This is a genomic window from Chlamydia pneumoniae TW-183 (genome assembly GCF_000007205.1).
GTDB lineage: Bacteria > Chlamydiota > Chlamydiia > Chlamydiales > Chlamydiaceae > Chlamydia > Chlamydia pneumoniae.
Genome location: NC_005043.1, coordinates 366,885 through 381,949, shown reverse-complemented (window position 1 = coordinate 381,949; position 15,065 = coordinate 366,885). Strand labels below are relative to the sequence as shown.

Genomic DNA, 15,065 nt, shown 5'->3' with positions numbered 1-15,065 from the left:
CTTACTTTTAACGCAAAAGAAAAATGATGTTATTGTTTTAGATAATTTGCTCAGAAACTTGAGCGTTCTCGATACTTAAAACAAGGCTTGTTTTTGGAAGTTCCCCATGCATATGGGTGGAAGTAATCAGAGTCTGACCCAGAGTTGGGGCAGGGTCAAGGAGTTGACCGACACGTTCATTATCTAATCCAGCATGGATATCATCTAGACAGACTAGAGGGGAGACGTGATGAGATTGCTTTAGATATAGGCACTCGGCAAGCCTTAAGATTGCCAAAAGACTGTGTTTCTGCCCTTCACTAGAGAATTGAGACACAGGCATTTGGTTCATAGTGAGTAGAAAGTCTTCGCGATGAGGGCCAACGGAAGTGCTTCCCCATTCGAGATCTCTAGGAAGTGATATAGAGAGCTGTTTATGAAATTCTTCGGCAACAGCAGTTTCAGAAATATCAGAATTTTTAATTAAGGAACTTTTAAATTTTAAGGCCAATTGTTCTTTTAGGTTGTTAGACCAAAGTTCTTTGGATAAATCTGAAAGTTTCTGACTACAGAGAAACCGTTGGATGGATAGGTAGGTGCCGTGTTTGACCAACTGTTCATCCCAGAGACCACGGTTGAGGTTTGCTTGCTTTTTAAGAGAGCATTTCTCTGCTGAAGAGCGCGATGATAGTACGATAAGCAGAGGGTATAGTGGTTATCGCATTGAGATAAAAGCAGATTTAGGAAAAGGCGACGATCCGCAGGAGCTCCTGAAATTAGAAGGCGGTCTTTTGAAGAGAAAAGCACAATAGGTACTTTCCCTATCAGCTGCGATAAGGTTTTTATAGGAAGTTGGTTATAGCAAATTTTTTTTCCTTGCTTGTCTGTATAGATGGAGAGAGCTTGGGGAAGGTGGTCTTTCTCAAACTGTGTTTCTAAGAAGAAATGGGAAGATCCGAAGGTGATGGTATCTGTGAGATGTTGCGTGCGAAAAGACCTTCCCAAGGACAAAACATAAAGCGCTTCTAGGAGGTTTGTTTTTCCTTGGGCATAATTGAGTTTAGGAGCCAGTGAGATTTCTAAATCACTGTGGTTACGAAAATTTTTTAGCTTCAGAGAGCAGATTTTCATAAACATCGGCAGGGTAGTGACCTAAAGGATTCTCCTTAGGGAGTTTATTAATCATCATGTAGCCTCATAGGCATGATGACAAATAATCCTGAGGCAGAATCGGTAATGATTCCAGGATTATAGGAATCCGAGATCCCTAAGCTGACTAATTCATCCTTACTATGCTTCAGGATATCTAAAAAGAAAAAGGGATTAAAGGCAATTTCTAGGAGTTCGCCAGAATAATTTACAGCCATGCTTACCTTTCCTTCACCCACCTTAGTACAGTTGGCTGTTAGAGTGAGCTCTCCGGGTAAGAAAGAAAACTTCACGGAGTGAGAGGACTCATTTGTAAATAAAGCCACTTGTTTGAGCAGAGTAATTAGTTCTTCGCGATGCAGATCGAGTTTTACGTTGCTTTCTGTAGATATGACGGGGGAGAAATCTGGAAATTCTCCAGAAAGAAGTTTTGTGATCAGGAGAGTATTGTCACATTCAACCGCAATCTTATCTTGATCCAAGAAGATCGTAGCTTCACCTTCATCGGAGCACATCTTTATAATTTCTTCTACTGCTTTGATAGGAATAATATATTCCCCAGAAAAACTTTTATCTAAAGTAACTTCAGCATCTATTTTTGCTAAACGCTTTCCGTCAGTCCCTACGATGGTAGCCACGCCATTGGCGATAGCAAGCAGGACTCCAGTAAGAACATAGCGGCTTTCTTCTCTAGATACAGCGAATGAAGTTCTCTGTAGCATGGTTTTTAGCTGCTCTGCAGGCAAGGAAAAACGCAAAGCATTTTGTATATCAGGGAGCATGGGGAAGTCTTCTTTTTCCATGCTGAGTAGGCGAAAGCATGAAGATCCCGAGGTGATTTGTGCCATTTCCCCTGCTGAAGAGGAAATTTCTAAATTTGCCTCTGTTAATTCTTTTACTAATTGAAAAAATCTCTTGGAGGGAATGGAAATAGCGCCTTTCTCATAGACTTTAGCTTTGGTGACGCAACGTGTGCTCACTGTCAGATCCGTAGCAGTGAAAACTAATTCATCATTATAAGTTTCAATCAAAACATGGGTGAGTACTGGAATAGGTGTGTTTTGAGGGACGACACTTTGAATTTTTTTGATAAGGTTTCCTAGCTCATTTCGGGATACAACGAATTTCATATTTTCCTATAACCTGAGTCTAACTTTATATGAAGGGCTACGCCTCTCTAGGAGAGACGGTAGAGGTACGATCGGGATATTACTACAAAGTGATTTTCTGGTCTTCTAGATATTTTACTAATAAAAAAGGCTTTAGATTGAGGAAATCTTCCCTGGAAATCAAGGAAAGAGGATTCTAATCATTGTCTTAAGAAGGAAAAATTGCTTTTTGTTATACTGGTTTTTGTCCCCAATTATGGGGGAGGATCTTATGGCACAAAAAGAAATTGTTTCTAATCGCAAGGCTCTGCGTAACTATGAAGTTATAGAGACTTTAGAAGCAGGCATCGTTTTGACTGGGACTGAGATTAAGTCGTTGCGCGATCATGGGGGAAACCTCGGTGATGCTTATGTCATTGTTTCTAAAGGTGAGGGGTGGTTATTAAACGCGAGTATTGCTCCCTATCGGTTTGGAAATATCTATAACCATGAGGAGCGTCGTAAACGTAAACTCCTTCTTCATAGATATGAACTTCGTAAGTTAGAGGGTAAGATTGCTCAAAAGGGCATGACTTTGATTCCTCTGGGAATGTTGCTGAGTCGCGGCTATGTTAAGGTACGTTTGGGTTGTTGTCGTGGGAAAAAAGCTTATGATAAGCGTCGTACGATCATAGAAAGAGAAAAGGAACGTGAAGTTGCCGCTGCTATGAAGAGGCGCCATCATTGATATAGGTTAGGATATGGTGTTCTTCAGCCCACTGTTTTGCTTCTATTTTAGAATCAAAAGTCATGAGGACTGTGGCAATAGCGTCGGCGTATGCGCAGCTCGGATGGACTACTGAAACACTTTGGATAGGATAGGAGCTTAGCTCTAGGGGTTTCCCTGTACGAGTATCAAGAATATGGGTGTAAATTTTTCCTTCAACACACCATTTTTGAATATGATTTCCACTTGTTGCAATTGCCATATCATCGATATCTAAGATCGTACCTGCTGCTTCAGAAAAAATACGCCAAGGTCTTCCCGAGGGATGATGCCCTGACGTTTTGATCTCTCCTCCCCACTCTACATAGTTGTTCGGACAAAAGGTATTGCAAATTTCATTTAGACAATCTACGGCATAACCTTTGACAACACCACAGAGGTCGATTTGAACATGAGGATTCTTTTTGATTAGAGTTTTTGTGTTTGACTGAAACTCCAAGTGTTGCCAGCCCATGTCTTTATAATGTTGTTCCCAAACGTCTTTAGGGGGGAGGGTTTGACTTTTGAGATGTAGAAGCCATAGGGTTTTTAAAGGTCCTACAGTAGGGTCAAAACGTCCTTCTGAAAGTTTGTAAAGTGTATCTACCTGATCTAGAAACTCGGAAAGTTCTACAGATAAAGTTATGGGGACATCTGCTGGAGCTCGGTTGATTATCGAGAGTTCAGAATAGGGATTCCAGTTGTTATAAATCGAGTCGATCTTATGAAAGCATCTATCAATTTGTTGGGATAAAGATGCTTTTTCTTTTGCGGATAAAGAGGTTCCCAGAACAATGCGATAGAAGATTGTCATCTGCTCTCCTTCGATTGTTGTCGTTTTTTGAGAGCATGAACAGAGTCCAAGACATAAAAGAACTAAGAAAAATTTTGGTAACATCGCCATGTATTGCTCATGAGCATAGCGACAGTCATGGGACCAACGCCTCCAGGAACTGGAGTGATTGCTGCGCATTTTGTCACAACGTTATTAAAATCTACATCTCCAAGAAGAGTATAGCCTTTCGCATTGTCTGCAGGGACTCTTGTTGTTCCTACATCTACGATCACAGCATGTGGGGCTACCATAGTTTCCTTTATAAAAAGCGGTGCTCCTAGAGCAGCAATAATGATATCAGCTGTCTTTAAGATTTCTGGGAGGTTTTCCGACTGGCTATGAAGAACTGTGACTGTACAGTTAGTTTGAGGATGCTTTTGCATCATGAGGGCCGCTAAGGGTTTCCCCACGATGTTGCTTCTCCCTACAATAGCGGCATGGCGGCCTCGAAGAGGAATTTCATAATAGTTCAGGAGTTCAATAATTCCTGCAGGAGTGCAGGGTAGAAGTCCATCAAAATTTCCAAGGAGCAACTTTCCCATGTTCACAGGGTGAAGCCCGTCCACATCTTTGTCTGGGGAGATCGCTTGGAGAATCACTTCGCTGTCCAAGTGTTTGGGCAAGGGAAGTTGCACGAGGATGCCGTGGATGCTAGGATCTTGATTCAATCGTTCTATGAGCTTAAGGACTGAGGAGAGGGTAGAGTCAGAGGGTAACTTGTGCGCTTTGGAGATAATTCCGATTTCTGTAGCTTTTTTGACTTTCATGCCAACGTACACCTCAGATGCGGGGTCATTGCCAATCAGGACCACAGCAAGCCCCGGAGAGGTAGGACTTTGTGAGATTTCCTCTTTGAGTCTCTGAAGGATTTTTTCAGCTGCAGGAATCCCTCTCAGTAACATACCAATCTCCTAAAAAAAGATATCATTTTATGGATTCCTGAGTTTATTGCGCAAGGAAGTATATAGATTACAGAAGTGAAGATGAGATTATCTAAGAAAGAACATTTTAGAGGTATCATTAGCACATCTATTGACCAACGGACTTCATGTCCGAACAAGGCGCACATAGGAATGGTTAGGAGTAAAAAGACTCCATAGAAAATCATATTCACAATGACCAAGGCGGCTTTGCTCTCTTTTGAAAAAATGAGGTGTGCCTTATGGGTGATCAGAGCAGTTAGAGGGTAGAGCAGTAGAAATACACCGCGGCTTCCTAAGGCAAGATCACTTAAGACACCACAGCCTAGAGCGAGTACCAGTCCCTTATCTTTTGAGAAACAATAGAAACAAAGAACAATATAAGGGGAAAAAAGGATCAGATGTGCTTTAGGGAAGAGCGTTGGAAGGGTGAACATGGATAAAATACACAAAATAAAGCATTTGCGCGGTGTTATGTGGACAGACATGGTTTACGCTTTGAATTATGATTATCGATTTCAAAAGGTTTTGCAGACTTGTATATAGCAAAGCATAGGATTCTTAGCTTGATTTTTTATGTTTATCTAAACTGCTTTTAAACAATTATTTATATAATATTTTATTTTTAGATTAAAATTAGTTTATTCTTAATAAGTTTTTTAATTAAAATTAGTTTATTAAGTTGATTTTTTTGTTTTTGTATTTTTTATGGGGAAGCCTAAGAAGAGCAGAACGGATAGGGCTTTGGCTCAGGAGATTCAAAAGAAATCAACGGAAGTGTTGAAGAAGCCTGCGCGGATAAAAGCTAAAAATCGTCGTAAATTTCTTATTGCTAAGGAACAGAAAACTCTTAAACACCGTGCTCAAGAATACGATCAGTTAGTTCGCTCTCTCTTAGATTCTCAGAAGAAGGACACCGATAAAGTTTTGATTTTCAATTATGAGAATGGGTTTGTTTTTACTGACAAGGACCATTTTAGTAAGTACTCTATCCGTCTTTAGGCGGGGTTAAATTAAAAAAAAATCGCAGAACGGGACTATCCCGTGATGGAACGACAGGAAGCCTGGGTAATTAATTTAGAGTTAGGAACTGTCTCGGTATTAAGATCTCCAAAATCTTAATACCTAGACAGTCGGATCCGAGTGATCCCTCTAGCTCGACAGCGATGCACTTTGTTGCATCTACTCGCTGTTCTCTGTCCTCCCATAAGTTTTTTTACGCAAGGTGTTTCACCTTGCGTTTTTTTTTGTTTTTTAGATTTTTAAAATTTGTTTGTAAGTTCTTTTTTTTAAATTAATTATTTTTTGTTTTAAAATTATAAGTAGTTATAAGTTTTATTTTTTAAATTCAGAGAATCATTATGGCAGTTTCAGGTGGCGGAGGGGTTCAGCCTTCTTCGGATCCAGGAAAGTGGAATCCTGCTCTGCAAGGAGAGCAGGCAGAAGGCCCGTCTCCGCTAAAAGAATCTATATTTTCTGAAACCAAGCAGGCCTCCTCTGCTGCGAAGCAGGAAAGCTTAGTGCGTTCAGGATCTACAGGAATGTATGCAACAGAATCTCAGATAAATAAGGCTAAGTATCGTAAAGCTCAAGATCGATCATCAACCTCTCCAAAATCCAAATTGAAAGGTACATTTTCTAAAATGCGCGCTAGTGTGCAAGGATTCATGTCAGGATTCGGATCTCGGGCTTCGAGAGTGTCAGCAAAGCGTGCTTCCGATAGTGGTGAGGGAACATCCTTATTGCCGACAGAGATGGATGTTGCTCTAAAGAAGGGAAACCGTATTTCACCTGAAATGCAGGGATTTTTCTTAGATGCTTCGGGTATGGGAGGGAGTTCCTCTGATATTTCTCAGCTTTCTTTAGAGGCTTTGAAATCTTCAGCATTTTCAGGTGCCAGGAGTTTAAGTTTAAGCTCTTCAGAATCTAGTTCCGTGGCTTCGTTTGGATCTTTCCAAAAGGCCATAGAGCCTATGAGTGAGGAGAAGGTAAATGCTTGGACAGTGGCTCGTTTAGGAGGGGAGATGGTCAGCTCTCTTCTCGATCCCAATGTTGAGACCTCATCATTAGTGCGCAGGGCAATGGCAACAGGCAACGAAGGCATGATAGATCTTTCTGATTTAGGACAGGAAGAGGTCAGTACAGCCATGACATCTCCCAGAGCAGTAGAAGGAAAAGTAAAGGTATCTTCTTCTGATTCTCCAGAAGCGAATCCAACAGGAATTCCAAATTCTAATACTTTAGAAAGGGCGGAAAAGGAAGCAGAGAAACAAGAAAGTCGAGAGCAGTTGAGTGAGGATCAGATGATGCTTGCACGTGCTATGGCTGGGCTTCTTACAGGGGCAGCGCCTCAAGAGGTATTGAGTAATTCTGTTTGGTCTGGTCCTTCTACAGTATTTCCTCCTCCCAAGTTTTCAGGAACTTTACCCACCCAGAGATCGGGAGATAAATCAAAGCATAAATCTCCAGGAATAGAGAAGAGTACGAACCATACGAACTTTTCTCCTCTTCGGGAAGGTACTGTGAAGAGTGCTGAGGTTAAAAGTTTGCCTCATCCAGAAAGTATGTATCGTTTTCCTAAAGATAGCATCGTTTCCAGGGAGGAACCTGAAGCCGTTGTTAAAGAATCTACGGCATTCAAAAATCCAGAGAATAGCAGTCAAAACTTTCTCCCTATTGCTGTGGAGAGTGTTTTCCCTAAGGAAAGTGGTACGGGAGGGGCTTTAGGAAGTGATGCTGTGAGTTCCTCATATCATTTCCTTGCGCAACGTGGAGTGTCTTTACTCGCTCCTCTACCTCGTGCTACTGATGACTATAAAGAGAAGCTCGAAGCTCATAAAGGTCCTGGAGGTCCTCCAGATCCTTTGATTTATCAGTATCGAAATGTTGCTGTTGAGCCGCCAATTGTTCTCCGTTCTCCCCAGCCGTTTTCAGGATCTTCACGTCTATCGGTTCAAGGAAAGCCTGAAGCTGCTTCAGTTCATGACGATGGTGGGGGGGGAAATAGTGGTGGTTTTAGCGGAGATCAAAGAAGAGGATCTTCGGGCCAGAAAGCTTCCCGTCAGGAAAAGAAGGGAAAAAAATTATCTACGGATATTTAGGGTTTTAAGTCGGTTTGATGTGATGCGTATAATTCGTTTTGATCCTTATGGTGCGCTATCTGCACAAAGCATAGCTAAAGATTCCCGTCAAAACTCTCCTTTAGTAGAAAAAATTTCTGAGGAAATTGCTACGAATGAAGCGATTCGGCTTGCCTTGCTAGCTATTGGAGATCGCGAACAAGAGGAGAAGAAACAGAGGCATCGTTATAAGCTACTCGGACAAAAGCAAGCCAAGGTCTTGCTTTCTCAGTTGCGTCATGTGCATTTAGATTTTAAAAAACTATATTGCGATAGTAAGAAAAAAGAAGATCAGGAAAAAGACGAAAAAAACAAACAGAAGCGATCTATTAAAGTTACAAAGAAAAAAAAGGGCATCTCTTTAGGGGCTGCCGCTTCTCAGGCAATTGCAGCAGCAGCAGAAGCTTGGGTAATTGCTAGAAATAAAGGAGTCTTAGAAACTGCCTCCACTCTTTTTTATCAAAAGGATGAAGAGGCCTAGACATACTTGAATCACGAGCTAGGCCTTCTTCTGTGACTATTTTAGATCATCACGCTGCTTCTTGCTCTTCTACTGGAAGACTTTTTTCTATAATTTCTTTTTCTTCATCGTCTACTGTAGGATGTTCTGAATGCTTAGCTAGATCTTTCCAAATCATTCGAAGTTTCTGATTTTGTTGTTTGGTCAGGTTTTCCAGTATGATCAAGCTTTCATCATTTAAGGAGAATCTTCCTTTAGACCAATTTATAGATCCTGCAAGTAGAGTTTTATTATCTATAACTGCAAACTTATGGTGAAGAGTACAGGGTGCGGTATTTATAGAAACAAAGTCTTTATTGATATTTAATTGTCGTAATTGCTTAAAAGTAAGTTTGCTATGACTTCTATCAATGATAATATCTACATGGATTCCTCGTTGTTTTGCTTGATGTAAGGCTTGAATAATCTCCGAGTGGGTCAGAGCAAACATAGCAACTTGGATGGTTTTCTGAGCTGTCTGGATTTTTTCGAGTACAGCTTGTATTGCAATTTTACGATCTTGAGGAAGAACAAAATACTTTCCTGTTTGATCCTTTATAGAAAAGTCTCCAGAGGTATTTGTGATAATGAGATCACAGAGCTCCGAGCTATGCATTCCTAGAATGAGATTATTATCTAAACGTAGAGAAAGATTGGTGTAGTTCGCAGATCCTAGCCAAGCATCTTTCTTATCTATGGAAAGAGCTTTTTGATGCATCAGTTTACGCCCTGCTGGAGGTTGCTCGACTAAAGTTACATTGCTGGCTTGCTTTAAGATTTGGGGAATTTTAAATTTTTGATAGTAGATCGTAACTTTGTTTTTTGCTTGAGCTTGTCGAGTTAAACTCTGTTGGATCTTGGGTTCTGAGAGGTTATAAATACGTAGGAAGATCTCTTCATCAGCGTGTTCTATAGCATCGCATAGAATTTTACGCATGTCCTTATTGCATTGATTTGAGTAGATGATAGCTTCTTCAGACTTTAAAAAAGTCTTAAAAGTGTCACCACGAGGAGCTCTTGCAAAAATTCCTACTAAAATCAACGTGCTAATAATAACACAGATTTTTAATTTATCTTTTTGTCTTTTATTCATTTTTTACTCTTAAAATAGCTTTTTTGTTTTTATATATTTTTAAAAATAAAAATAACTAATTTAATTAAACGTTTAATAGAATAAGATTCTTATTAAATATAAAAAGTTTCTTTATTGGGGAAATATGCGTGCCATCGTTCGGAAACCTTTTGTTTTGTAGATGGGTCGACCTCTACTTCTTTAGGATAGGAAGGCTTCATCAGGGCATCGATAACGAAGGGAAAGTTGTAATTAGGACGGTGAGTAGCAAAATGGCTGTGGAGCGCGTGAAGATCATTTGCTGGGGCACATCGTGTGAAGGTCCTCCAGAGAAAATCTTTTTCACTTTGAATGGTTTCTCTCAGATTATCGGCAAGGATAATCAGAGGCCATGATTTTAGATCTGGATGGTGAAGGAGAGATTTAATACATCGGTCCTCGAGGGATGTTTCCAACACTAGGCAACCACGACAAAAGGGAGCGATGTCTTGAACTCCATGGATTTTTCCTCCCTGATATCCATGGGGAAGGTCTCGGATGGCTTTTCCTATTCCCATGAAGATTCCCTTGGAGCCCTTATTTAAGCTTGGTCCTGTATAGTCTAACGTATCGTTTGCAGTTTCTGAGAAAATAATAAGATCTCGGTCTGGCTGTAGACGCTCTAAAATGGTTTCTAGAACCACGGAGAACCTGTCGAGAGGCACCTCTTGGTCTGTGACCATTAGGAATTTCGTTAGGGAAAGTTGGCCCTCTCCAAGAATTCTAAGAGCTGTGGTTAGAGATTCTCTCCAATAGCGTTCTTTAACGACAGCCGCAGTCAGTGCATGAAACCCTGATTCTCCGTAACTTTTAAGTCTACGCACACCAGGCATAACTAACGGAAATAAAGGGGAGAGGTATTCTTGGAGTTTGTTCCCTATATAAAAATCTTCTTGGTAGGGTTTGCCGACTACTGTAGCAGGATAGATTGCATCTTTTCTGTGATAGATTTTATGACAGTGGAATTCAGGGAAGTCATGTTGGAGACTGTAGTATCCGAAATGATCGCCAAAAGGACCTTCAGGACGACGTTTCCCGGCCGGAGATTCTCCGACCAGGATGAATTCCGCATCGTAGAGTAGAGGGTGGGGATGGTCGTTTGTTTTTTTATAAAGGAGCTTCGCTCCTTGGAGGAAGGTAGCAAAGAGAAGTTCCGAGACATTCTCAGGTAGGGGGGCAATCGCAGAAAGGGTTAAAAAGGGGTTTCCAGACAAAAATACCGAAACAGGAAGGTTTTGCTTTTTTTGCTCTGCTTCATACAGATGCATCCCTCCGCCCTTCTGGATTTGAAAATGGAGGCCCATGGTGTTTTGATTGAACCGTTGCACGCGATACATCCCAAGATTGGGTGTAGTAAGAGTCGGCGATTCCGTATAGACAAGAGGAAGTGTGAGAAAGGCTCCACCATCTTCAGGCCAGCTTGTGAGTAAGGGAAGGTGATCTAAGTTAACTGAGGACATAGAAACAAAAGGAAAGCGACGGAATCGAGCTTTTTTGAGCCCTAAAGAGCTTATTCTTTTTAATAGATCCCGAGATTTCCATAGAGAAGAAAGCTTTGGTGTAGAAGAAATAAGGTGGGCAACTCGAGCGATGAGGTTATCAGGAGCTTGAGAAAAAAGTTGGTCTACACGATGTTTTGTTCCAAAGAGATTGGTCAGGACTGGGAATGACGATCCGATGACATTATGAAAAAGAAGGGCAGGGCCTTGATCTTCAATAACACGACGATGAATCTCAGCTAACTCGAGGTTAGGACTTACGGGAGCAAAAACATCAATAAGTTGTTTTTGTGAACGAAAAAGAGAAATATGACGCCTTAAGAAAGACATAAATATTTCCCTATACTTAAGTTAAATTAAAAATTTTTACTTTTAGCTCTTTCGAGAACTTTCTCTAATCCGAGCTTATCAATGTGACGAAGAGCGCTAGCAGAAATTTTAAGCTTAAGAAAACGGTTTTCTTCTGTAGACCATAGACGCTTGGTCAACATATTAGGGAAAAATCTTCTTTTAGTCTTCCCTGTCACTTTCAAACCAATTCCTTTTTTCTTTTTAGCAATACCTCGAAGTGTATAGCTATAACCACGGCGAGGTCTCTTTCCTGTAAGTGGGCACTTTCTTGACATATTCTTCCTATGAATTCTCTAACATCCGCTCAATAAAGCAACTCTATGAAAAGGAATCTATACTAGAGCTTTTCGAATATATGGGGAAGAGGTTTTCTTAGAAAATGTGATTGTCTGTTGTTGATAATGAAGGAATTCTTTTAAGAAAGACGGTCGTTCCAGGAAATTATTATAAGGTTCTTACTATAAAAAGACTTAAATGTTTTATTGCTATCCTTACAGTCCTGTAAGGATCTTCTCAATGTAACCATTAAATTTTTTATGAATAGCGAGTTCTTCTAAGGAAGGCCGAACTCGATACGACCAATTCTTTTTAGAAATTGTCCCAGGTGTATTAATGCGTTCTCTTTGTAGATTTTTTGATACTAAATCAGGGCAGAGGGCGAGATAATCGTTAAAGAGGTTGATATGAAAGATAGATGCTGATTCATGAGAAAGTTTTAAGATGTCTATTTGAGTTTCTGTAGTCAGGGTTTTTTGAAAAGGAAGATGTAGAAATTTAGCAAATTGCTTAGCTTCCTTAGGTGAATTGAGCCACCATTGGGCAAACGTATCAGAGTCGTGGGTAGAGAGAGTGGTCACAGAAAGTGGATTATAATCTTTTAGGGGAATGAAGGCACTGTCGCTTTCCCAGTTGCGTTCCCATCGTGGAATCCGGGTTCCACAGATTCCTAAGTGTGTTAATGTCGTTTTGACGTCTTGGGGTATAATCCCTAAATCTTCTCCGATAGGTAACATAGAAGAGGCTCCGAGCATAGTAGAAAGGATCTCCGTGCCCTGCTTTATATAGTCTTTAGGATTGTCTGGAATGAACCTTCCTCTTCCTGAAGAATCCCAAATCCACAAACGGAAAAATCCTATAATATGATCTAAGCGATAGACGGAATAGAAGTTTTGAGCATATCGCAGACGCTCTTTCCACCAAATGTAGTCGTCTTTGGCAAGTTGTGAAAAATTATAAATAGGCAGATGCCAGTTTTGTCCTTCAGAATTGTAGAGGTCAGGAGGAGCTCCTACAGACCTTGATGAAGAAAAGTAGTCTCGGAAATACCAAACATCACAGCTATCCTTGCTAATAAGAATAGGGAGGTCTCCTTTAAGCAGGACGTGGTGTTGATCTGCATAGGCTTTCACTTCGCAGAGCTGTTGGTAACAGAGAAACTGTAGATAGGAAAAAAAGAGGACTTCATCATGGAATTTTTTAGTTAAGTCCGGAAAATTCTCCTGATCTGTGAGCGACTTCGGCCAGTTATTAATAGGTTCTCCGTGCATATGATGTTTGATTGCACGAAAGGTCCCATAGGGATAAAGCCAATAGCGCTCGCTTTCTAGAAACTCAGAAAAATTTGAGTTTCCTTCGAGGGAAGACTTGCAACATTTTTGGTAGTACTCTCTTAAGAATGCCCATTTTTTTTCTTTAACTTGAGTATAGCTGACTGATGGAGTCGAGCATAACTCATGCATATCTTGAAGTTTCTTGGCAACTTCAGGGATGGTATCGATATTTGGAAGAGAGGATAGGGAAAGGAATAGGGGATTCAGGGCTACGGAAGAGATGCTGTTATAGGGACTCGTATCTTCACCAGTATCATTTAAAGGGAGAAGCTGAATAACGCTGAAGCCCTGTTTTTGGCACCAAGAGATCAGAGGAATGAGATCTAAAAATTCACCGATTCCACAGCTATTTTTTGTGTGTATTGAAAATAGTGGGAGATAAATCCCGTGTTTAGGAGAGGTTCCTATAAGTTTCCAAGCATGTGCTGAGGGTGAGTGTTTTGTGTATTTTAAAACATTCACGCGACGTAGTAGATTCCCAAAACATGAAGGTCAGGAAGATTCCCTGTTCTTAGGGATTCCATCCAAATCTTAGCATGCAAAGAAAAGAGCTTGAGATACTCGAATAACTTTTCTCCATTTAGGTAGTTCATACTCAGGATATCTGAAAGATAGAGCTGTTGAGTGACCTCACCGTAGCCTAGAATTCCCTTGATGCTGGATTGGAACGAGCCATTTACAGAGAGAGCAGCTTTGAAAATACGCTCGCGAAATACGTTTTCAGGAAGAGTACCTAGTAGTGTCGATACTGCAAGATCTCCGGAATTTCCATCTTCTTCTATTTGCACAGGGACATGGGTATCGCTGAAACGGATTAAACAAGAGTTATTTTTATCTGGAGCAAGTGTCGTATTTAATAGGGGTGCTAAGGATTCTAGTAATTGCTCGTATTGGTTTTGCATGGCAATCCTTTTTTAATCATGACCAAGGATAGGGTTTAGGGAAGTCTGATGCTTTGGGATAATCTTCATTGTTTATATTTACAGCATCTAAAGCATTAGCAATCATAGCTCCTAATTGCTGACGTTTGTCTGCTGAAGAGAAAAGGCGTGACGACGTTTGACGTAAAGCAGAAAAGAATAAGTTCAAGACACCGGTCACAGAATCAACATCGTCTCCTATGAGATTGCGGACTTCTCGTTCTACTTTAGATGCTGTTGGGAACTTATCGTTAATGATTTTATGGTAGGACTCAGCTACCTTCACAAAGTTTAGATCAGAAGGAGTTTGGATTCCCTCAGCTTTTAAGCTATCGAGTAAAATAGGAACGCGACTTTCAAAGTAATCGTACGAGGTAAGAACTGCTTGCAGGTTACGAGTTTCTGTCATGAGAACTTGTAGTTGCGCACTGGGTACGTAGGGACCCTGCCTTTTTAATTCTGTTGCCATTCCTTTCATTAGAAAGGAGCTGACAATAGCCATATCTTGGTAGGTATAGCGGTCTTGAAGCATAGAAAGTAGCTGATCACAGGTATGTGTGTCTCCAGTCACTTCTAAGTACAAAGAGCGAAGCCCTGAAGGAGAAACATTCAGTTGGTCTGCATATTCTTGAGAGGCAAATAAGATGTTTTTCGCACCAATAGCAGTTCGTCCGAATTGCTCCGTATGAGTATTCCTTGCTTGGATAAGCGCTTCTTTTAATTTACCTTGGGAGGGTGGAGTCGTTTGAACCAGGTAGTCCAAAGCTGTGGATTGCAGAGCTGGGTCTTTAATTTTCTCTTGTACAAGAGCAAGAATGTCTTCTGGAGAAGCATCGTCTCCTATTGCATCACGCAGGCCGCGAAGTTCTTGACCAGAGATTTCAGAATTCCCAGAAGCATACTTATCAGCAAGATCTGTGTCAGGCTTCTCTTCTGTAGATTCAGATTTTTTCTCAGCCTTTCCAGCTTCTCCTTTTTTCCGAGATTCTAGAGTTTGAAACTTCTCTTCCTTTTTTTTCGTGCGTGTTGCTGCTGCGGGATTTGTCAGGTCCTGAGATTGTTGAATCATGTTCATCTCAGAACCTTCTTGGCTGGCTACAACTTCTGCTGCATCTGCTTTTGCAGCTGCAGCTTCTACAGCTGCAAGGTTGACACCCTGAGTGCCTCCTAAACCACCTGTGCCTCCTGATGCTGCCATATGCCTCCTATGAGCGACAAC

At 40.9% G+C, this 15,065-nt stretch carries 14 protein-coding genes and 1 pseudogene; 4 read left to right on the top strand and 11 right to left on the bottom strand.

Translation table 11 applies throughout. From position 1 onward, the window contains the following. Window positions 1–37 precede the first annotated feature (37 nt). Window positions 38–1,110: pseudogene (recF, locus tag CPB_RS01735) on the bottom strand (DNA replication/repair protein RecF). 47 nt (window positions 1,111–1,157) lie between these two features. Beyond that, window positions 1,158–2,258, bottom strand: a complete 1,101-nt coding sequence (gene dnaN / locus CPB_RS01730) for a DNA polymerase III subunit beta (RefSeq protein ID WP_010895312.1) — start codon at window positions 2,256–2,258, stop codon at window positions 1,158–1,160. 250 nt (window positions 2,259–2,508) lie between these two features. On the opposite strand from dnaN, the gene smpB reads away from it, so the two are divergent. After that, window positions 2,509–2,964: an SsrA-binding protein SmpB gene (smpB, locus tag CPB_RS01725; RefSeq protein ID WP_041466954.1), complete on the top strand. Its 456-nt coding sequence runs from the start codon at window positions 2,509–2,511 to the stop codon at window positions 2,962–2,964. On the opposite strand, the gene CPB_RS01720 is transcribed toward smpB, so the two are convergent. Genes CPB_RS01720 through CPB_RS01710 form a run of 3 tightly spaced genes read right to left on the bottom strand, consistent with a single transcriptional unit; the run spans window position 2,942 to window position 5,174 of the window. Beyond that, on the bottom strand, window positions 2,942–3,886 hold the full coding sequence (locus CPB_RS01720) for an FAD:protein FMN transferase (protein ID WP_010882984.1): 945 nt from the start codon (window positions 3,884–3,886) through the stop codon (window positions 2,942–2,944). The two genes, smpB and CPB_RS01720, sit on opposite strands and share 23 nt — an antisense overlap. Continuing rightward, window positions 3,859–4,719 carry a bifunctional methylenetetrahydrofolate dehydrogenase/methenyltetrahydrofolate cyclohydrolase FolD gene (gene folD / locus CPB_RS01715; protein WP_010882983.1) on the bottom strand — a complete coding sequence of 287 codons (861 nt, stop codon included), beginning with the start codon at window positions 4,717–4,719 and terminating at the stop codon, window positions 3,859–3,861. Before folD ends, CPB_RS01720 begins: the two co-directional genes overlap by 28 nt. Then, window positions 4,710–5,174, bottom strand: a complete 465-nt coding sequence (locus CPB_RS01710; protein ID WP_010892065.1) for a hypothetical protein — start codon at window positions 5,172–5,174, stop codon at window positions 4,710–4,712. Before CPB_RS01710 ends, folD begins: the two co-directional genes overlap by 10 nt. 271 nt (window positions 5,175–5,445) lie before the next feature. Between CPB_RS01710 and ltuB the strand changes: the two genes are divergently transcribed. From ltuB to CPB_RS01690, 3 genes are all read left to right on the top strand, one after another. After that, window positions 5,446–5,739, top strand: coding sequence for a late transcription unit protein LtuB (gene ltuB / locus CPB_RS01705; protein WP_010882981.1), 294 nt, complete (start codon window positions 5,446–5,448; stop codon window positions 5,737–5,739). A gap of 359 nt (window positions 5,740–6,098) precedes the next feature. Continuing rightward, the gene (locus CPB_RS01695; protein WP_010882979.1) at window positions 6,099–7,838 is read left to right on the top strand and encodes a hypothetical protein; all 1,740 of its coding nucleotides are present in this window, start codon (window positions 6,099–6,101) and stop codon (window positions 7,836–7,838) included. A 22-nt stretch (window positions 7,839–7,860) separates the two neighbouring features. After that, window positions 7,861–8,337, top strand: a complete 477-nt coding sequence (locus CPB_RS01690) for a hypothetical protein (RefSeq protein WP_010882978.1) — start codon at window positions 7,861–7,863, stop codon at window positions 8,335–8,337. 49 nt (window positions 8,338–8,386) lie between these two features. Here CPB_RS01690 and CPB_RS01685 read toward each other — a convergent pair whose 3' ends face one another. The 6 genes from CPB_RS01685 to sctW form a co-directional block, all read right to left on the bottom strand. Then, the gene (locus CPB_RS01685) at window positions 8,387–9,448 is read right to left on the bottom strand and encodes a phospholipase D-like domain-containing protein (protein WP_011126109.1); all 1,062 of its coding nucleotides are present in this window, start codon (window positions 9,446–9,448) and stop codon (window positions 8,387–8,389) included. 92 nt (window positions 9,449–9,540) lie between these two features. After that, window positions 9,541–11,295: a menaquinone biosynthesis decarboxylase gene (locus CPB_RS01680; protein ID WP_010882976.1), complete on the bottom strand. Its 1,755-nt coding sequence runs from the start codon at window positions 11,293–11,295 to the stop codon at window positions 9,541–9,543. Window positions 11,296–11,321: 26 nt separating this feature from the next. Beyond that, window positions 11,322–11,591 (bottom strand): 50S ribosomal protein L28, encoded by a 270-nt coding sequence (gene rpmB, locus CPB_RS01675; RefSeq protein ID WP_010882975.1) that lies wholly within the window; start codon window positions 11,589–11,591, stop codon window positions 11,322–11,324. Between the two features lie 216 nt (window positions 11,592–11,807). Then, window positions 11,808–13,388: a 4-alpha-glucanotransferase gene (locus CPB_RS01670; protein ID WP_010882974.1), complete on the bottom strand. Its 1,581-nt coding sequence runs from the start codon at window positions 13,386–13,388 to the stop codon at window positions 11,808–11,810. After that, window positions 13,385–13,828, bottom strand: coding sequence for a CesT family type III secretion system chaperone (locus tag CPB_RS01665; protein WP_010882973.1), 444 nt, complete (start codon window positions 13,826–13,828; stop codon window positions 13,385–13,387). Before CPB_RS01665 ends, CPB_RS01670 begins: the two co-directional genes overlap by 4 nt. 16 nt (window positions 13,829–13,844) lie before the next feature. After that, the gene (gene sctW / locus CPB_RS01660) at window positions 13,845–15,044 is read right to left on the bottom strand and encodes a type III secretion system gatekeeper subunit SctW (protein ID WP_010882972.1); all 1,200 of its coding nucleotides are present in this window, start codon (window positions 15,042–15,044) and stop codon (window positions 13,845–13,847) included. Window positions 15,045–15,065 lie beyond the last annotated feature (21 nt).